Genomic DNA, 20,473 nt, shown 5'->3' on the forward strand with positions numbered 1-20,473 from the left:
CAGGCTGGGCCAGCAGCTGCGACTGCACCTCGCCCAGCTCGATGCGGAAGCCCCGGATCTTGACCTGCTGGTCGGTACGGCCCAGGTATTCGAGTTCGCCCTGCGCGTTCCAGCGCACCAGGTCGCCCGTGCGGTACAGGCGATCGCCTGCCTGTGTGAAGGGATTGGCGATGAAGCGCTCGGCGCTCAGGCCAGCGCGATTCAGGTAGCCGCGCGCCAGGCCCTCACCCGCCACAAACAGCTCCCCGGCCACGCCCTGAGGCAGCAGGTTCAGGCTGCCATCGAGCACGTACAGGCCCAGGTCGGGTATCGCCACGCCCACCGGGCTGCGTCCGCCCTCCAGATCCTTCCGTGTGATCTCCCGGTACGTCACATGCACCGTGGTCTCGGTGATGCCGTACATGTTGATGAGCTTGGGGCCCTGCTCGTAACCAAAGAGGTCGAACCAGGGCCGCAGGCTCTTGGGCTCCAGCGCCTCGCCGCCAAAGACCACATGGCGCAGCGCCAGGCCAGCGCCGCCTTCTTCATACTGCTCCACGGCATGGACCAGCTGCCCGAAGGCCGAAGGCGTTTGATTGAGAACCGTTACGCGCTCGGCACGCAGCAAAGCCAGGAAGTCCTGGGGCGAGCGGCTGACCCAGTACGGCACCACCACCAGCCTGCCGCCCGTGCACAGGGCGCCGAAGATCTCCCAGACCGAGAAGTCGAAGGCGTAGGAGTGGAACAGGGTCCAGACATCGTCCGGGCCGAAGCCGAACCAGGCATCGGTGGCATCCAGCAGCCGTGCCACGTTGCGGTGGCTCAGTTGTGCGCCCTTGGGGCGGCCCGTGGAGCCCGAGGTGTAGATCACATAGGCCAGGCTGTCCGGGTTCACATCGACCTGCGGATCGGTATCGGGTTCGCCCGACAGGTCCAGCGTGTCGATCTCCAGCACCTGCAGCGCAGCAGCGCCGGGAATGCGCTCGCGAACAGCAGCCTGCGTCAGCACCAGGGCAATGCCACTGTCCTCGACCATGTGCGCCAGACGATCGGCAGGGTAGTCCGGGTCCAGCGGCACATAGGCGCCACCGGCCTTGAGGATGGCCAGCAGGCCGGCCACCATCTCCACCGAGCGCTGCATGGCAATGCCCACGCGGGTCTCCGGCCGCACGCCCAGGGCGATCAGGCGGTGAGCCAGGCGGTTGGCCCTGGCGTCGAGTTCGGCGTAGCCGAGAACGTGGTGCTCGAAGGACAGCGCCTGCGCCCCGGCTCGCGCCAATGCCTGGCTGGCGAAGCGGCCGTGCAGCGTCTGCGCTGCGGCCGGCCGGTCGGCAGGCAGGCCGGCGGCGCGGCCCCATGCCTGCTGCCTGTGCAGTTCGGCCGCGCCCAGCAAGGCGACCTCGCCCACCTTGCGGGCCGGATCATCGGCCAGCGCCTGCAGCATGGCCACATAGTGGCCGGCCAGCGCGCCGATGGTGGCGGCCTCGAACAATTCGCGGGCATAGGTCAGGCGCAGGTGCAGGCGGCCCTGCGCATCCTCGATGGTGTCCACGGTCAGCTCGAACTGGGCGCCCTGCCCCTGCAGCGCATATTCCTGCAGCTCCAGCCCAGGCAGTTGCTGCAGCGCGCTGCGGTCCTGGCGCTGGTGGTTGAACAGCACCTGGAACAGCGGCTGGGTGCCGGCGTTGCGTTCGGGCTGCAGCGCCTCGACCAGTTGCTCGAAGGGCAGGTCCTGGTGGGCCTGCGCGCCCTGGGCGGCCTGCCGGGCCTGGTCCAGCAGTTGCGCCAGGCCCATGCGCCCGTCCAGCGTGGCGCGCAGAACCTGGGTGTTCACGAAAAAGCCCACCGTGCCCTGTGTTTCCACCCGGTGGCGGTTGGCAATGGGCACGCCCACGCGAATGTCTTCCTGGCCCGTGTAGCGGTGCAGCACGGCCTGCAGACCCGCCAGCAGCAGCACGAACAGCGTTGCGTCCTGCGCCTGGGCGCGGCGGCGCAGGCTGACGACCAGTTCGGCCGGCAGCTGCAGGCCATGGCTGGCGGCCACATGGTCCGCGCCGGGCCGGCGCGGGTGGTCGGTGGGCAGTTGCAGCACGGGATGCGTGTCGCCCAGCTGGGCGCGCCAGTAGGCCAGTTGCCGCTGCCGCTCGCCGGCCTCCAGCCACTGGCGCTGCCAGGCCGCGTAGTCGGCGTACTGCAGCGGCAGGGGTGCGGCCTGCGGCACCTGTCCCTGGCACCGTGCGCGGTACTGCTGCACGAATTCATCCACGATGATCTGCATGGACCAGCCGTCGGAGACGATGTGGTGCATGGCCACGACCAGCAGATGCGCCTCGGCCGACTCCCGGATCAGGCCCACGCGCAGCAGCGGCCCGGCCTGCAGGTCGAAGGGCTGGCGGTGCACGGCAGCCGCCGCCTGGTGCAGTTGCTCCTGGCGCTGCGCAGCGGGGAGTTCGGACAGATCCGTTTGCTCGACCCGCACACCGCCCTGTGCGGCGATCAACTGCACCACCTGCCCGTCCCCGCCCATGCGGAACACCGTGCGCAGCGACTCGTGGCGCGCCACCAGCGCGTCGAAGCTTTGCTGCAGCGCCAGCACGTCGAGCGTGCCCAGCAGACGCAGCGCCCCACTGATGTGATAAGCCGTACCGGCCGGCTCCAGCTGCCACAGGAACCACTGGCGCAATTGCGCAAAGGACAGCGGCAGCGGGCCACTGCGGTCGGCCCTGGGCAGGGGCGCCGCGCCTTCGGTCTGCTCGGCGCTGGCAACCGGCCCCTCCACCAGCCGTGCCACACCCGCTGGCGTCTTGCCCGTGAACAGCTGCTTGGGCGTGAGCTTGACGCCGCGCTTGCGGGCGCGCGCCACCAGCTTGAGCGCGAGGATGGAGTCCCCGCCCAGCGCGAAGAAGTCGTCATGCCGGCCCGCGCGCTCCAGGCCGAAGAGGTCGGCCCAGACGGCGGCCAGCGCCTGCTCGGCCTCGCCTTGGGGCGCCTCGAAAAGATCGACGGCCGCCTGCTCCGGCACGGGCAGGGCCTTGCGGTCGATCTTGCCGTTGGCCGTCAGGGGCATGCCCTCCAGCACGGTGATGCTGGCGGGCACCATGTACTCGGGCAGCGCCTGCGCCAGCGCGGCGGCCCACCCCGGCCTGTCGGCGGGCACGCCGGCCTGGGGCACGGCATAGGCATGCAGCTGCATGCGCCCGTCCCCGCCGCCCTCCCCGTCCAGCCGTGCCACGACTTCGGCCTGGGCCACGCCGGGCACGGCCTGCAGCGCCAGCGCCACCTCACGCAGCTCCACGCGGTAGCCTCGCACCTTCACCTGGTCGTCCATGCGGCCCAGGAACTGCAGGCTGCCATCGGCCAGCATGGTCACGCGGTCGCCCGTGCGGTACAGGCGCTCGCCCGGCTGGAACGGGCTGGCCACGAAGCGCTCTGCCGTCTGCCCGGGCCGGGCCTGGTAGCCGCGCGCCAGGCCCGGCCCGCCCAGGTACAGCTCGCCACTGGCGCCCAGGGGCACGGGCTGCAGGTCGGCATCCAGCACCAGGGCGCGGCTATTGGCCAGCGGCCTGCCCACGGGCAGGCTTTCGCCGCCGCGCAGCGCCTCGCCCGCCTCCTGGGTGAGGATGCCCACCGTGGTTTCGGTGGGGCCGTAATGGTTGAGCACGCGGCAGCCTGGCCTGAGCACGGCGATGCGGTCGATCAGCGGCCAGCGCGTGGCTTCGCCGCCCAGCACCAGGCGGCTGGCAGGCAGCACGTCAGCGGGCATGCCGGCATTCAGCAGCCCCTGCAGATGGCTGGGCACGATCTTGAGCACGTCCACGCGGTGCTCCGCCATGTAGCGCGCGAAGCCGTCGGGGTCGAAGGCCAGTTCGGGCGCCATCAGATGCAGCGCGCGCCCCGAGCACAGCGCGCCGAACAGCACGGTGTGCCCCAGGTCCGCCGCCACGGTCGAGACCATGGCCATGCTGCGCGCCGCATCGGGCAGGTCCAGCCGCTGCAGCACGGCCTGCACATAGTGGGCCAGCGCGCCGTGGCTGACGACCACGCCCTTGGGCTGCCCGGTCGAGCCCGAGGTGTAGATCACATAGGCGCCCTGTGCGGAATGCGGCGGCGCGGCCGGCGGCGCCTGCCCCGCAATGCACGGCTCCTGGCAGGCATTCAGGTCCAGGCTCAGCAGGGGAACGCCCGCGTCCCAGGCGGGCGCCTGCTGGCAGAGCATCAGCACCGCGCCGCTGTCGCGCAGCTGCCAGGCCAGCCGCTGCGCCGGCAGGCCGGGGTCCAGGGGCACATAGGTGCCACCGGCCTTGAGCACGGCGAGCAGGCCCAGCACAAAGGCGCAGCTGCGCTCGGCATGCAGGGCCACGCGCACATCGGCCCCCACGCCGCGCGCCACCAGGGTCCGGGCCAGCTGGTCGGACTGCCAGTCCAGCTGCGCGTAGTCCAGGGCCGAGCCCGCGTCCCTGACCGCCGTGCCATCGGGATGGGCCTGCACGGCGCGCGACCACAGCTGCAGCACGCTGTCGGCGCCAAAGGCCTGCACCGGGCCTGCAGACTCGGACACGCGGCCTGGCAGCGACAGCTCGCCCAGCCTGGGCGGCTTCTCGCCCATGACACCGGTGACCTGCCGCGCAAGATCCTGGAATGCGGCGGCCATGTCACGCACCACGGCTTCGTCGAACAGTTCATGGGCGTAGATCAGCACGCAGTCGATGCCGTCCTGCCGGTCGGTGAAGTCCAGGCTGAGGTCGAAATGCGCCTGGCCGCTGGAGACGGCCTGCATGGCGATCTCCAGGCCGGCGATGTGGCGCGCGGCCGAGGCATCCTCCTGCTGGGTGCACTTGACCTGGAACAGCGGGTGAACGCCCGGCTGGCGGGCCGGCTGCAGCGCCTCGACCAGCAGGTGGAACGGCAGGTCCTGGTGGGCCTGCGCGCCCAGCACCGCCTCGCGCACCTGCGCCAGCAGCGCGCCGAAGTCCTGCGCGGGATCGATGTGCGTGCGCAGCACCAGCAGGTTCAGGAAGTAGCCGATCAGCCCATGCGTCTCGGCCTTCTGGCGGTTGGCCACCGGCGTGCCCACGCGCAGCTCGCGCGTGCCGCTGAAGCGGTACAGCACCAGCTTGAGCAGGGCCAGCATCACCATGAACAGCGAGGCGCCATGCGCGCGGCCCAGGGCACGCACGCGGGTGGCCAGTGCAGCGGGGAGCGTGAACTCCAGGCGCTGCTCCTGTGCCTCCTGCACGGCCGCCCTGGCCTGCTTCATCGGCAGGGCCAAGGCCTCATGCTCGGTGCCCAGCCGGGCGCGCCAGTAGGCCAGCTGCCGCTCGCGCTCACCGGCATCGAACCAGCGGCGCTGCCAGACGGCATAGTCGGCGAACTGCAGGGCCATGGCCGGCAGGCGCGATGGCTGCTGCGTGCGCAGGGCCTCGTACAGGTGGAACAGCTCCTCGACCACGATGCCGTTGGACCAGCCATCGCCCGCAATGTGGTGCAGCGACAGGCCCAACACATGCTCCTGCGCGCCCAGCCGGCACAGGACGGCGCGCAATGGCGTTTCCGTGTCCAGCGCAAAGGGCTGGCGGGCCAGCAGCAGCACCTGGCGCTGCGCCTCGGCCTGCGGATCGCCGTCCGTCCATGCGCCCAGATCGACATGGCGCAGGGGCACGGGCGCGGCGGGCTGGATGGACTGCCGGGGCTCGCCGTCCTCGCCGGCCGGATAGCAGGTGCGCAGGATCTCGTGGCGCTCGGCCAGGGCCTGCAGCGCCTGCTCCAGCGCCAGCGCATCCAGCGGCCCCTTGAGCGACAGCGATCCCACCATGTTGTAGGCGGGGCTGGCGGGCTCCAGCCGCCAGGTGAGCCAGAGGCTGCGCTGCGCGGGGGACAGGGCAATGGCCAGCGTGCGGTCGCAGCGGGTGATGGTATGGGCCGTGTTGCGGGTGTCGCCGTCCGGCAGGCCACCTGCACCACCTGCGTCAGATGCAGCGGGTGCACCGGATACGCCCCGGAGCCTCAGGGCCAGTGCGGCACGCTGCGCATCGGACAGGCGGGACTTGCGGGAATCGAGATCGTTCAGGGACATGGTGGTCTTCTCACGCAGATGCGAAGGCGGCAAGGGCATCGCCTTCATCGGTAACGGTGGCCTCGATCTCCTCGATCAGCCGGGTCTCCACCAGCACGGCCAGCTCGCCGACGGTGGGGGCCTTGAAGAAGGCCGCAGGGTGCAGCTCGACACCAAAGCGCTTTTTCACGCGGCCCAGGATCTGCAGGGCCAGCAGCGAGTCGCCGCCCAGCTCGAACAGGTTGTCGTGCACGCCCACCGGGGCAATGCCCAGCATGTCGGTCCACAGCGCGGCCAGGGCCTGCTGCAGTTCGCCTTCGGCCGCAACGTAGGCGGTCTGCAGCGCCGGGCGCGGATGGCCGCCACGGGCCTGCGATCCGTTGGCAGGTTCGGCGAAGGCTTCGGCGGCAGGTTCTGCCAGCGCATCCACCAGCCCGGCATCGATCTCGCCCAGGCGCTGCTGCAGGTCGGTGGTGGAGATGACCACCTGGTGCGGCACATCGCCGTTGACGATGCGCTCGAACACCGCTGCCGCTTCTGCGCCGCTCCAGCCTATTCCCTCGGGAATGCGCATGCCGGCGGCCATGCCCAGGTCACGCCAGGCGTCCCAGTCCACGGAGATGACGGGCCAGGCGCGCTGGCGGCTGGCCAGTGCCGCCAATGCATCCATGCAGGCATTGGCGGCGGCGTAGTCGCTCTTGCCCAGGCCTGCGGTGAGGCTGGAGATGGACGAGCACAGCAGCACGAAGTCCGGCGCCTGCATGTCCTGCATGTCCTGCATGTCCTGCATGTCCTGCATGTCCTGCATGTCCTGCGTGCCCTGCGTGCCCAGCAGGTCCAGCAGCAGCCGGGTGCCGCGCAGCTTGGGGGCGAACGTGCGCTCCACGCCGTCCCGCGTGCGGGTGGCCAGCATGCCGCTGTCGGCATGGCCTGCGGCGTGGACCACGCCATGCAGCGCGCCAAAGCGCTGGTGCGCCTGCGCCAGCGCCGCCTGCATCTGCGCGGCGTCGGCCACATCGGCCGCCAGGGTCAGCACCTGGGCGCCCTCGGCCTCCAGGGCCAGCAACTGCAGCAGTTGCTGGCGCAGGGTGCGCGGCTGCCCGTCATCGGCGGCCAGCGCCTCCCATTGGCTGCGCGCAGGCAGCGCCGTGCGGCCCACCAGCACCAGGCGTGCCTGCCAGTGCGCGGCCAGATGCCGGGCCAGCGCCAGGCCCACGCCGCCCAGGCCGCCCGTGATCAGGTACACGCCCTGCCTGCGCAAGCGCGGCGCTGCGGCGTCCTGCCACTGCAGGGGCTCGTAGGTCTTGCGCCAGCGGTGGGCACCGCGCAGGGCGATGGCCGTGTCGGCCGCCCGCAGCCCATGCGGCGCGCGGGCTTCGTCCAGCAGCTGGCGCGCCAGCCGGGCCTGCATTGCGGGCGAACCAGCCTGCACCACATCGACGAAACGGCAGTCGATGGACGGGCATTCCTGCCCTATCGCCTTGCACAGCGGAAAGACGGCGGCCATCTCGGGGTTCAGCGCTTCCAGCCCGGTCACATCTTCCGAACCGCCTGCGGCCACCAGCAGCAGCCGCCGTGTGCGCGGGCCTCCAGCACCGTGCGCGCGGGCCTCCAGCGCCTGCGCCAGGGCCAGCACGCTGTGAAAGCCGCGCTCCAGCGGCGCAGGGGCGGCCGCATCCATGGCCCACAGGTGGTAGATGGCGTCCACGGTGCCGAACTGCACCTGCACCGCATCGAGCAAGTCCTCGCAATCGCGGCGCTCGCCGGGGCGCACGGCATGCCGGCCCGGGGCCAGGCAGGCGGGGGCGGCGCCCGCTTCCACGCAGACCACATCGGTGCCGTGCGCGCGCAATGCTTGCACCAGGGCCTCGGCCGTGGCACTGCCGTCGCCAAACACCAGGGCCACCTGGGCTGCGGCTGCGGCGGTGCCTGCCGCCAACTGCAAGGGACTGCGCTGCCAAGCGGCTGCGTAGAACGGACCGGCGGTCGCCGAGGGATCCGAGGGACCTGCCGTGCCTGCCGCTTTCGGTGCATCGCCACCCTGCCCCGCCGCCTGCACCCAGAAGGAGCGGCGCTGGAAGGCATAGGTCGGCAGCGGCACGCGCCGGCCTGGCCGCCCGCCCCGGCAGGCAGTCCAGTCGATGTCCACGCCCGCGCACCACAGTCCGGCTACGGCCTGCGCCAGCAGCTGCGCGCTGCGTGCGGTCTGCTGGGGATGGGCCTGGCTGGGCCAGATGCCGGCCGCCGTGGCGGCGCGCGCATGCTGGCGAGCCAGGGCGGTAAGGGCCTGGCCGGGCCCCACCTCCAGCAGCACGCGGCCCGGCTCTCGCACAAGCTCCTCCAGCCCGTCCGCAAAGCGCACGGTATGGCGCAGGTGGCGGGCCCAGTAGGCGGGGCTCATGGCCTGCTCGGCCGTGATGGGCCTGCCGGTCACGCTGGAGATGAAGGCCAGGCGCGGCGCATGCCGGGGCACGCTGGCCACCACCTGCTCCAGCTGCACCAGCAGGGGCTCGGTCATGGCCGAGTGCGAGGCCACGGCAATGTGCAGCCGGCGCGCGGTGATGTCGCGCGAGCGCAGCACCTCTTCGGCCGCCTCGATGGCGGCCAGCGGGCCGGACAGCACGCACAGGCGTTCGCCATTGACGGCACCCAGGTCACAGCCCAAATCCAGCAGGGATTGCAGCTCGGCCTCGGCCAGGGGCACCGAGGTCATGGCGCCCTGCGGCAGCGACTGCAGCAGGCGGCCGCGCGCCGCGACGATGCGCAGGGCATGCGGCAGCTCGAACACGCCGGCCAGGCAGGCCGCCACATACTCGCCCAGGCTGTGGCCCAGCATGGACACGGGCTGCACGCCGCGTGCCATCCACATCCGGGCCAGCGCGTAGCCGATCACGAACAGGGCCGGCTGGGCCTTGTCCATGGCGGACAGCGCCGCGTCGGCCTCCACCTCTTCACCCGGGGCGGGGAACAGCCACTGGCGCAGGTCCCAGCCTGTTTCGGCCTGCAGCAGCTCGCAGCAGCGGTCCACCTCCTGCCGGAACACACCGCCGTCGCGGTACAGGTCCAGGCCCATGTTGGCGTGCTGCACGCCCCCGCCGGGGAAAAGAAAGACCACGCCGGGCGGCTGTGCCGGCACCTCGGTGGTCTGGCCTGCCGGCGCAGCAGCAGCAGCAGCAGCAGCAGCAGCAGTAGCAGCGGCAAGGTGCAGGCCCTCCACCGCCATGCCCATGCCGTCGGCCACCACGGCACGGCGATGGCCGAAGGCGCGGCGGCCCTGCTGCAGGGTGTGGGCCACATCGTCCAGCGACAGGCCGCTGCCGGCCTGCTGCAGATGGGCAGCCAGGCGGCGCGCCGCTTCATCCAGCGCACGGGGGCTGCGTGCCGACAGCGGCAGCACCTGCCAGCCCCGGGCTGCATCCGCCGGTGCACTGGAAGGAGTGGCAGAGGTGGCAGGGGCGGCAGCAGCCTCCTGCAGCACCACATGGACATTGGTGCCGCCAATGCCGAAGGCGCTCACGCCCGCGCGGCGCGGTGTGGCCGCCTGGGGCCAGGGCTTGGCCACGGTGTTGACATGGAAGGGACTGCGCTCGAAGTCGATCTGCGGATGCGGCCGCTCGAAATGCAGGCTGGGCGGCAAGGTGGCATGCCGCAGCGAGAGCACCGCCTTGATCAGGCCCGTGACACCGGCTGCCGCATCGAGATGGCCGATATTGGTCTTCACCGAGCCGATGGCGCAGTAGCCCCTGCGCTGCGTGCTGGCGCGAAAGGCCTGGGTCAGCGCCGCGATCTCGATGGGGTCGCCCAGCGCCGTGCCCGTGCCATGGGCTTCCACATAGCCGATGGTGTCGGCCGGCACGCCCGCCAGGGCCTGCGCCGCGCGCACCACGGCGGCCTGGCCGTTGACGCCGGGCGCCGTGAAGCCCACCTTGTCTGCGCCATCGTTGTTGGCGGCGCTGGCCAGGATGACGGCGTGGATGGTGTCGCCGTCGCGCAGCGCATCGTCCAGGCGCTTGAGCACCACAATGCCCGCGCCGCTGCCCTGCAGCGTGCCTGCGGCCTGGGCATCGAAGGCTCGGCAATGCCCGTCCGGCGAGAAGATGGCGCCGGCCTGGTAGCGGTAGCCGCCGTTTTGCAGCAGGTTGAGCGAGACGCCCCCGGCCAGCGCCATGGCGCATTCATGGCCCAGCAACGCCTGGCAGGCGGTGTGCACGGCCATCAGCGAGGTCGAGCAGGCCGTCTGTACGGTGACGGCCGGGCCGCGCAGGTCCAGCTTGTAGGCCACGCGCGTGGCCAGGGCATCAGCCATGTTGCCGCTCATCAGGCCCAGCAGGTCGGCGACCTGGGCGCCAGGGCCCGGCGCATGGCGGGGCAGCAGATGGCGCATCAGGTAGACGCTGGCGCCCGTGCCCGCATACACGCCGATGGCGCCGGGATGGCGCCGGCCCTCGTAGCCCGCATGCTCCAGCGCCTGCCACGCGCATTCCAGGAAAAGGCGGTGCTGCGGGTCCAGCTGCTCGGCATCGCGCGGGGTGTAGCCGAAGAAGTCGGCATCGAAGAGGTCCATGCCGGCCAGCGGCACGCCGGCCTTCACGTAGCCGGCATCGTCCAGCAGGGCCTGGGGCACGCCCAGGGCGCGCAGCTCATCGTCGCTGTAGCGCTTCACGGACTCGACGCCGTCACGGATGTTGGCCCAGAAGCTGTCGATGTCGTCGGCGCCCGGAAAGCGCCCGGCCATGCCGATGACGGCGATCTCCAGGCCGGTGGTTTCGGAGGAAGAAGACATCAGAGGGTCCTTTCGATGTGGCGCTTGCGCTGCAGCAGCGCCTCGCGGCGGCGCTGCGCCGCGTCCATGCCGTCCCGGGCGGCGGCCGCCTGCGCGGCGCCGTCGCCGTCGCCCTCGCCCTCGCCATCTGCGCCCTGCTCGATGCGCCGCGCCAGGGCCGACACCGTGGGGTGCTTGAAGAGATCGACCAGGGACAGCTCCCGGCCCAGCCGCGACTCCAGCAGGCCATGTACGCGGATGAGCTGCAGCGAATGCCCGCCCAGGTCGAAGAAGTTGTCGCTGGCGCCTATGCGCTCCACGCCCAGCACCTGGGCCCAGAGGGCGGCAATCGTCGCGGCCACGCCGCCCTCGGGCGGCTCGTAGGCCTGGTGCTCCAGGGCCGGCAGGGTGGGCGCCTCGGGCAGCGCCTTGCGGTCCACCTTGCCATTGGCGTTCAGGGGCAAGGCATCCAGCACGGTGATGGACGAGGGCAGCATGTAGTCGGGCAGGGCCGCGGCCAGCGCGCTGCGCAGCGCGGCCATGTCCAGGGTCTGCCCCTGCTGCACCGAGACAAAGGCGGCCAGCCGCGCGCCGTCGGCCGCCTGGCGGGCGACCACCACGGCCTCGCGCACGGCGGGGTGGGCCAGCAGTTGCGCCTCCACCTCGGCCAGCTCGATGCGAAAGCCGCGGATCTTCACCTGGTGGTCCACGCGGCCCAGGTAGTCGATCTGGCCGTCGCTGCGCCAGCGCACCAGGTCGCCCGTGCGGTACAGGCGCTCGCCCGTGCGGCTGGCGGGGTCGGCGACAAAGCGCTCGGCGCTCAGGCCCGGGCGCCGCCAGTAGCCGCGCGCCAGGCCCACACCGCCCAGATACAGCTCGCCGGCCACGCCGCGTGGCACCTCGTTGAGCGCGGCATCCAGCACATGGGTACGCAGCCCGGCCACGGGGCGGCCTATGGGCACGGACAGCGCACCCTCGTCCCGGCAATCCCACCAGGTGACCTCGATGGCCGCCTCCGTGGGGCCGTAGAGATTGAGCAGGCGGGTGCCGGGGAAGGCCTGCAGCACGGCCGCCTGCAATTCGGCGGACAGGGCCTCGCCGCTGCAGATGATGCGCTGCAGCCCCTGGCAGGTGGCGGCCGCCGGGTGCGCCATGAAGGCCTGCAGCATGGACGGCACGAAGTGGATGGTGCTGACCTGGTGGCGCGCTACCAGCTCGGCCAGGCGCCGGGGATCGCGGTGGTCGCCGGGGGCGGCCAGCGCCAGGCATGCGCCGGTGGTCAGCGGCCAGAAGAATTCCCAGAAGGAGATGTCGAAGCCGAACGGCGTTTTCTGCAGCACCGTGTCGCCCGGACCCAGCGGCTGGTGCACCTGCCCCCACGCCAGGCGATTGCACAGCGAACGGTGGCGGTTGGCCGCGCCCTTGGGACGCCCGGTCGAACCCGACGTGTAGATCACATAGACCAGGCTGTCGCCATGCAGGGCAACGGCCGGGTTGTGGGCCGGCATGTCCTGCAGCCGGGACGCCAGGCCCGGCACATCGACCAGTCGGGCACTGCAGTTGGCCGGCAGGCGGCCACGCACCTGCGGCTGCACCAGCACCAGGGACACGCCGCTGTCCTCCAGCATGTAGGCGATGCGGTCGGCCGGGTGCTCGGGGTCGATGGGCACATAGGCGGCGCCGGCCTTCATGATGGCCAGCAGCCCCACGACCATCTCGATGGAGCGCTCCATGGCAATGCCCACCGGCACGCCGGGCCGCACGCCCGATGCGATCAGGTGATGCGCCAGCCGGTTGGCGCGCGCATTGAGCTCGGCGTAGCCCAGCGTGGCCTCGCCCATGCACAGGGCCGGGGCACCGGGGCTGCGCGCCACCTGCTGCTCGAAGCGGCGGTGCACGATGTCGCCGCCGTGCAGGACCTGGTCATTGCAGCTCCAGGCCCCCAGTTGCTGGCGTTCGTCGGGACCCAGCAGCGGCACCTCGTCCACGGCACATTGGGGCTGGTGCGCCAGTGCGTCCAGCATGGCCGCATAGTGGGCGGCCAGGCGCTGCATGCTGCCCGGCTCGAACAGCTCGCGGGCATAGACCAGGCTGATGCCCAGGCTGCCCTCGGAGCGCTCGCGCAGTTCCACGGTCAGCTCGAACTGCGCATCTGCAGTCGCCAGCGGCTGGCCGGCCACCGTCCAGCCCGGCACCTGCTGCAGCGCGTGCCAGTCCTCCACCAGATGATTGAACAGCACCTGGAACAAGGGGCTGCGCGCCAGGCTGCGCTGCGGCTGCAGCGCCTCCACCAGTTGCTCGAACGGCAGCGCATGGTGGGCCTGCGCGCCCTGCGCCGCCTCGCGGGCCTGCTGCAGCACGTCGGCCAGGCGCATGCGCCCGTCGATGCGGTTGCGCAAAACCAGGGTGTTGACGAAAAAGCCGACCACGCCCTGCAGGTCGGCATGCGCGCGGTTGGCCACGGGCACGCCGACGCGGATGTCCTCCTGCCCCGTGTAGCGGTACAGCAGCGCCTGCCATCCTGCCAGCAGCAGCGTGAAGAGCGTGTCTGCCTGCTGGCGGGCCTGCGCGCGCAGCGCCTGCAAGGTTGCGCCGGGCAGCTCGAAGCTATGCCGTCCCGCCCGATAGCGGGCCAGCGCCTGGCGCGGATGGTCGGTAGGCAGGGCCAGCACAGGCTGGGCCTCGCCTGGGGGCACCTGCAACCGTTCCAGCCAGTAGGCAAGCGAAGCCTGCTGACCTTGGTGGGCCTGCTGAGCCTGTTGAGCCTGCTCCCGCTGCCAGACGGCGTAGTCCACATACTGCAGCGCCGGGCCGCTGTCCGGGGCGCCGGAATACAGCGCCGCCAGATCGTCCAGCAGGATCTGCATGGAGGCGCCGTCGGAGACGATGTGGTGCATCACCAGCGCCAGGATGTGCTCATGGGCCTGCAGCCGCACCAGGGCAGCCCTGGCCAGTGGCCCCTGCTGCAGATCAAAGGGCTGGGCGCACAGCGCCTGAAGCCATTGGGCGGCGTGCTCCTCGCGCTGCGCGGGGTCGCCCTGCGCGGCATCCAGCCACTGCAGCTCCAGCGTGCCCTGGGGGTCCAGGCGCTGCTCGACCTCCCCATCGGGCCGGGCGTTGAATACCGTGCGCAGCGAACCGTGCCGTTCGGCCAGGCCCTGCACGGCCACACGCAGGGCGCCTGCATCCAGCGGCCCGGTGATGCGCAGGGCGCCCTGCACGTGGTAGGCCGTGCTGCGCGTATCCATCTTCCAGAGAAACCATTGGCGCTGCTGGGCCGGCGTCAGCGGCAGGGGCATGGCGCGACGGGCCTCGGCCAGCGGGGCAATGCGCTGCAGCGCCGTGCCCGGCTGGCGCTGTTGGCACAGCCGGTCGATGTCCTGCGCCTGGTCGCGCAGCCGCGGGTGCTCGAAGACCCGCCCGGCCGGATACTCCAGGGACCATTGCCGGCAGATGCGCGCGGCCAGCCGCACGGCGGCCAGGGAGTTGCCGCCTTGCGCGAAGAAATTGGCCTCGCCGGCCGGCTGGTGCAGGGCATCGCCACCGAGCACCTCGCGCCACAGGCCGGCCAGCGTGCTTGTGGTGGGATCTGCCGCGCCCGCCTCCTGCGGTGCCTGGCTGCCGCCGTCCGCGAAGCGGCCCGACTCGAACACGGCCCAGGCATCCAGCGTGCGCGCGGACCAGCCCTGGCGGCAGGCTGCGCGCTGCAGCTTGCCGCTGGAGGTGCGGGGCAAGGCGCCGGGGTTGAGCAGCACGATCACCCGGGGCGCCTCGCCGCACTGCGCACCCACGGCGGTGCTCAGTGCATCGACCAGGGCCTGGGCCGGCACCATCTTTTGCATGCCGAACGAGACTTCGGCAGCAATGCCTATGCCTTCCCGGCCATCGATGTCCACCGCAAACGCGGCCACGCGCCCCTTGCGCACGGCTTCGACCTCGGCCTCGACCACGCGCTCGATGTCCTGCGGGTAGAGGTTGTGCCCGCGCACGATGATCAGGTCCTTGATGCGGCCCGCCACATGGACCTGCCCGCCGTGCACGAAGCCCAGGTCGCCCGTGCGCAGCCAGCGCCGGCCTGCATGCTCGACAAAGGCCTGCTGCGTTTGCTGCTGCTTGCCCCAGTAGCCCTGGCTGATGCTGGGGCCGTGCGCCCAGATCTCGCCCACGCGGCCGGGCTCCAGCACCTGCAGGCTCTGCGGATCGACGATGGCCACGGCATGGCCGGGAACGGCGGGGCCGCAGCCCACCAGCGGGGTGGTCTGCGAGGCGCCGGAGCTTTCCTCGGCCCGGCCCTGCGCCAGGGCCTCGGTATCGAAGGACGTGATCGTGGCGCCTGCGCCGCAACTGCCGCCGGTGATGAACAGGGTGGCTTCGGCCAGGCCGTAGCAGGCATAGGCCGCGTCGGGCCGCAGCCCGCAGGCGGCAAAGCGCTGCGCGAAGGCCGTGACGGTGTCGGCACGCACGGGCTCGGCGCCCGTGTAGGCCAGCCGCCAGCTCGACAGGTCCAGCTGCGCCAGCTGCGACGGCTTGATGCGCTCCAGGCACATGCGGTAGGCGAAGTCGGGGCCGCCGCTGATGGTGGCGCGGTGGCGCGAGATCAGCTCCAGCCAGCGCACGGGGCTTTCCAGGAAGAGGCGCGGCGAGGTCAGCACCAGCGGCAGCCCGCTGTACAGCGGCTGCAGCAGTCCGCCGATCAGGCCCATGTCGTGGTAAAGCGGCGCCCAGGACATGAAGCGGTCGCCCGCGCCGATGTCCATGCGCTGCTGGATGGCGGCCTCGTTGGCGATGAGGTTGCCGTGGCTGACCATCACGCCCTTGGGCGCCGAGGTGGAGCCCGAGGTGTATTGCAGGAAGGCGATGTCGTCGGCAGCCGGCGCATGGGGCCGCCAGGCGTCGGCATCGGCCAGGTCCACCTGGTCGGCGGCCACGGCGGCAATGCCGGCAAAGCGCGCATCGGCGCCGGGCAGGGCCTGCATCACTTCGGCCGTGCTGATCACGCAGGCCGCGTCCGCGTCGCCCACGATGCCCAGCAGCCGCTCCAGATGCTGCACGCGCAGCGATTCCAGCGGCGGCACCGGCACGGCGATCACGCCCGCGTAGAAGCAGGCCAGCATGCTGGCGGCGTAGTGCTCGTCGTTGTCCATCATCACCAGGGCGCGCGCGCCCACGGGGCACAGCTGCTGCAGCCGGGCAGCCAGCGCGCGCACGCGGCGGTCGAACTCGCCATAGCTGTGGCTGCGCTCGACCACGCGGCCGTCCTGCACGGCGGCCACGGTGAGCCAGATGTCGTCGGGCCGCTGCTGCGCCAGGCCCCTCAGATGCTCGACCAGGCTGGCCGGCGCCTGGCCTGCTGCCGCGATTGCACTTTGTCCACTCAGCATGTCAGCTGCCTCCCGGGTTCTCAGAAACGGTCCAGATTGCTGCGCGGCTCGGCCATGGCGACGATGACCTTGCGCGGCCCCTTGAAGGGCGAGCGGGCATGGGCCACGAGCATGTTGTCCAGCATCAGCACGTCGCCCTGCTCCCAGGGGAAGCTGACGGTCTCGGCGTCCAGCGCGGCGCGCACCTCGGCGAAGATGTCGTCGCCGATGGTGGAGCCGTCGGCAAAGAAGGTGTTGCGCGGCAGGTTCTCGATGCCGTAGACCTCCTCCAGCACCTCGCGCTCCTCGGGCTCGCGCGCCGAAATGTGGAACAGGTGGGCCTGGTTGAACCAGACCATCTCGCCCGTGACGGGATGGCTCTCCATGGCCTGGCAGAGCTGGCGCGTGCGCAGGCCGTCGTCTTCCTTCCACTCCCAGTCCATGCGCGCATGGCGGCAGAAGGCCTCGACCTCGGCGCGGATTTCGGTGTTGAAGACCTTCTGCCAGGGCACGTCCATCTCGCCGAAGTTGCGCACGTACAGAATCCCGGGCTCGAACAGCTCGCGGATGCGCGCCGGAATGCGGCGGTAGACCGCACGGCTGTCGGCAATCGGCGTCTCGCCGCCCTCGGGCGATGCGGTGACGCAGTGGAACCAGATCTTCATGGGCCATTCGCGCGTGTAGGCCTGCTCGTTGTGCAGCGGAATGCTCTGGTGGGCCGGGTATTCGGTGGAGGTGTAGACGCCCGCGCCGCTGGAGGCCTCGACCGCGCTGCGCGGCGTGGAGGCGAACTCGTACTTGAGCAGCGGATGGCCGAAGGCCGAGGCAAAGCGCTGGAAGGTCTCCACATCGGGCACGCCAAAGCCGCGCAGCAGCACGCCGCCCGTGGTCAGCAGGGCCTCGTCGATGTCGCGGCGCAGCGGCGGCAGCGCGGCCAGCAGGTCCTGGCCCGGCTGGGCGGGCGTGATGAGCTGGGGAAGCAGCGAGCCCGCGGGGGCCTTGCGCTCGAAGCGCTGGAGGGTTTCATTCATGTCGATTCCTTGGTGCGCCACGCAAGAGCTGCCGCGTAGCCCGGCGGCGCTGGCAGCGCCATCGCTTGAAAACCATTCCAGTCGGGGACCGCGCAGGCGATGGCCAGCCGTCCGTCCCCTCCCGGGCTGATGCCTATGGAGCGCAGGTGGTCGGCCACGCCGATGCCGATGGCCTTGAGCACGGCTTCCTTGCCCACCCAGCGCTGGTAGAAGGCCGCCAGCCGATCAGGCGCACGGCGCACGCTGGCGCGTTCCTGGTCGGTGCAGACGGCGTCGAGCATGACCTCGGCATCGAGGTCGGGCTTGTGCTGCTCGATGTCCACGCCCAGGTGCAGCACGCCACCGGGATCGGCCAGCGCGATCAGCGCATGCCCGCCCGAATGCGAGACGTTGAACACAGGCGCCCTGTGCGGTTCGTCATCCACGAAGGGCTTGCCGTGCGTGCCGATGGCCAGGGGCACGTCGGCCGGGCAGCAGCCCAGCCTGCGCCCCAGCAGCCGCCGCGTGGCAGCGCGCGTCTGTGCGAAGCGCAGCCGGTCGGCGGCCCGCACGAAGCGCGCGGCGCGACCGCGCTCCTCGGGGGTCAGGTGCGGCAGGCTGTCGCTCAGTTCGGCCGACAGGTCCAGGTCCAGCCTGAAGACCTCGATGCCCTGGCTCATGGCCTCACGCACGGACACGAGCTGCATGGATTTCTCCCTGGAGTGACTGGGACCCGGCCAGGCGCTGCGCCAGCACGGCAAGCACATCGCCTTCGCGCTGCTTGATGAAGAAATGCCCGCCCTCGAACCAGTCCAGCGTGAAGGCCCCAGCGGCCTCCTGCGACCAGGCCTGGACGCGGGGCGCCTCGATGTCGTCCTGCCGCCCCGCAAAGACGTGCACCGGCAGCGGCAGGCCCGCAGCGGGCACATGGCCGAAGCTCTCGCAGACGCGGTAGTCGGACCCCAGCACATCCAGCGTGATACGCATGAGCTCGGGGCTGCCAAACACCTCTTCGGGCGTGCCGCCCTGCCTGCGCAGATCGGCAATCAGCGCCGCATCGTCGCCCTTGCCCGCAAAGCGCTCGGGATCGCGGCAGGTCGGTGCCGGGCTGCCCGAGGCAACCAGGGCCAGCGGCAGCTCCCTGCCCTGCTCGCGCAATTGCCGCGCCATGCCGAAGGCCAGCAGCGCGCCCATGCTGTGGCCCAGCAGCGCAAAGCGGCCGCGCATGGCCTGGCGCTGCTCGGCGCACAGCAGCGATACCAGCTGCCCGAAGTCCTCGACCGCAGGCTCGCCCAGCCGGCTGCCCCGCCCCGGCAGCTCCACCGGCGCAATGCGGATCCAGTGGGGCAGCAGCCTACGCCAGCGCAGGTACATGGTGGCGCTGGCGCCTGCGCACGGCAGGCACAGCAGGGTCAGCGGCGCGTGCATGCGCGTCAGCCCGCTGCGGTTTCGATCACGGTATCGGTATCGCTTTGCAGCGCGGCGCCGGCACCCGCCTGCTCCTGCTGCTGCATCCACACGCGCAGCGACTTGGGCCGCATGTCGGTCCAGGTGGCGTCCACGTACTCAAGCACGGTTTTCTTGTCGCCCTTCACGCCCTCCACGGCGGTCCAGCCGCCGGGCACGGCCTTCCAGTGCGGCCAGATGGAATACTGTTCCTCGTGGTTGACCAGAACGATGAAGGTTTCGTCTTCGCGGTCGAAGCAGCTTGTAGACATGCAGGCGTCCTTTATGCGGTTGAACATCGGTGAGGCCAGTACCGGATCGCGGCGATCCGGTACTGCGCCTCTGTTGAACATGACGTTCCGAATCCGAAACTGTTCACGCCGCGTGCGCGCCGGTTCCGGGTCGTGCGCCGGGCTGCACCGTTCAATGGTGGTCCAGCAGCGAGCGGTGGACATGGATGGCCTTGCAGGCGTCGGCAATCCTGGCGTTCACCAGGCCCAGCGCACACTCCATGTGCTCGGCGATCTGGCGCTGGGTGAGGCCCTTGATGCGGTACAGCTCGAAGGTCTCGCGGGTCTTGGGCGGCACCTCGTCCAGGGCCTGGTCGATCAGGCGTATGGCCTGGGACTCGAACAAAAGGCGCTCGGGCGAGCGGCTGTCCGGTATCTCCAGCGTCTCCACATCCACGCCGTGGGTGCGGTAGCTGTTCTCGCGCTCCTGGCGGCGCAGGTAGTCCAGCGCCATGTTGCAGACGGCGCGCGTCCAATAGGCGGCGGGCTTGGCGATCTCGGCATCGCTGCGCATCTCGGCAACGCGCAGATAGGTGTCCTGCACGGCGTCGTCGGCCAGTTCAGGATTCCTGAGAATTCTTCGCGCGACCCTCACCAACTGTCCACGCGAAGCAATGAAAACCTCTTCCAGCGAAGAATGTGTGTGATTCAAGGACACGATGCAGTTCCTCTCGCAAACTAGGCAAGAACGTCAAGGGGAAATGTCGACCGCAGGTCGATGGACTGCCGGCGTGCCGCCCGTGCAAAAAGACGGGAACGGGGCTCGGCACAGGCGGAAAGCGGCGGCACAACCGCTGACCGCAGGGCATCAGTGAACGCCGATGCGCATCGGCGTGACTTGGGGAGTCGGGCCTTAGATCGGCCTCATACCGGCTTCATGGCGGCTTCATGGCGGCGGCCGACCTCGCCGGGCCCATGCGTCCTGGAACAGGATCGGCAAGGGCTGTGCGGCCTTGCAGACGTGCTGAAACTTGAACCGGGACCAAGGCATGCAGTGGTGCTCCTTTAACGTTTTCCAGAACATGAAATGAGAAGCATTAACAGCTCCGGCGACAAAACCGGGTCTGGATCGGCATCTCGTACCTGTCTGGAAGACGTCCCGCCAAGGCAAACGAAGACACGGCTATCGGCATTGGAAAATCGGCAGCCGGTACCTATGGATTCCCGTCCCCATGGCTTTCCCTCGCCATGGATGATGGGCCTGGATCATGACGGACTGGTGATACCCCAAGCGCAGCGCGGGGGGCACCGAAGGGCTGGGTACACAGGCAGGAAAAGCGAACGGAGCGCAGCCTGCTGCTGCAACCTGCAGACGAAAAAAAGCCACCTTGCGGTGGCTTCTTGTCTGTGCAAACGCTGGGTCTGCACAAGGAATCTGGCGGAGTGGACGGGACTCGAACCCGCGACCCCCGGCGTGACAGGCCGGTATTCTAACCAACTGAACTACCACTCCTGGCAGACAGCTTTTGCGCTCTTTCGAGCCAAGTGCTGCAAACTTGGCGACCCTACGGGGATTCGAACCCCGGTACTCACCGTGAAAGGGTGATGTCCTAGGCCTCTAGACGATAGGGTCA

General features: G+C 70.5%; 8 protein-coding genes and 2 tRNA genes. All 10 read right to left on the reverse strand.

Features of this window, described 5'->3' with window-relative positions:
• Window positions 1–6,052 (reverse strand): non-ribosomal peptide synthetase (locus ACM14_RS28300; protein WP_175403324.1); only part of this gene is annotated, 6,052 nt, incomplete at its 3' end.
• Between the two features lie 10 nt (window positions 6,053–6,062).
• Entirely contained in the window at window positions 6,063–10,814 is a 4,752-nt protein-coding gene (locus tag ACM14_RS28305) for a type I polyketide synthase (RefSeq protein ID WP_065347992.1), read from the reverse strand.
• Window positions 10,814–16,174: a non-ribosomal peptide synthetase gene (locus ACM14_RS28310; protein ID WP_065347993.1), complete on the reverse strand. Its 5,361-nt coding sequence runs from the start codon at window positions 16,172–16,174 to the stop codon at window positions 10,814–10,816. The genes ACM14_RS28305 and ACM14_RS28310 overlap by 1 nt, the downstream gene beginning before the upstream one ends.
• Before the next feature lie 20 nt (window positions 16,175–16,194).
• The gene (locus ACM14_RS28315; RefSeq protein ID WP_065347994.1) at window positions 16,195–17,184 is read right to left on the reverse strand and encodes a TauD/TfdA family dioxygenase; all 990 of its coding nucleotides are present in this window, start codon (window positions 17,182–17,184) and stop codon (window positions 16,195–16,197) included.
• Entirely contained in the window at window positions 17,181–17,870 is a 690-nt protein-coding gene (locus tag ACM14_RS28320; protein ID WP_065347995.1) for a 4'-phosphopantetheinyl transferase superfamily protein, read from the reverse strand. The genes ACM14_RS28315 and ACM14_RS28320 overlap by 4 nt, the downstream gene beginning before the upstream one ends.
• Window positions 17,848–18,591 (reverse strand): thioesterase II family protein, encoded by a 744-nt coding sequence (locus ACM14_RS28325; RefSeq protein ID WP_065347996.1) that lies wholly within the window; start codon window positions 18,589–18,591, stop codon window positions 17,848–17,850. Before ACM14_RS28325 ends, ACM14_RS28320 begins: the two co-directional genes overlap by 23 nt.
• A gap of 5 nt (window positions 18,592–18,596) precedes the next feature.
• Window positions 18,597–18,881 (reverse strand): MbtH family NRPS accessory protein, encoded by a 285-nt coding sequence (locus ACM14_RS28330; RefSeq protein WP_065347997.1) that lies wholly within the window; start codon window positions 18,879–18,881, stop codon window positions 18,597–18,599.
• Between the two features lie 151 nt (window positions 18,882–19,032).
• Window positions 19,033–19,557, reverse strand: a complete 525-nt coding sequence (locus ACM14_RS28335; protein WP_043824402.1) for a sigma-70 family RNA polymerase sigma factor — start codon at window positions 19,555–19,557, stop codon at window positions 19,033–19,035.
• 718 nt (window positions 19,558–20,275) lie between these two features.
• A tRNA-Asp gene (locus ACM14_RS28340) sits at window positions 20,276–20,352 on the reverse strand.
• A gap of 44 nt (window positions 20,353–20,396) precedes the next feature.
• Window positions 20,397–20,472, reverse strand: a tRNA-Glu gene (locus ACM14_RS28345).
• Window position 20,473: the final 1 nt, after the last annotated feature.

Origin of the sequence: Delftia sp. JD2 (assembly GCF_001682645.1) — a bacterium.
Classification (GTDB): Bacteria; Pseudomonadota; Gammaproteobacteria; order Burkholderiales; family Burkholderiaceae_C; genus Comamonas; species Comamonas acidovorans.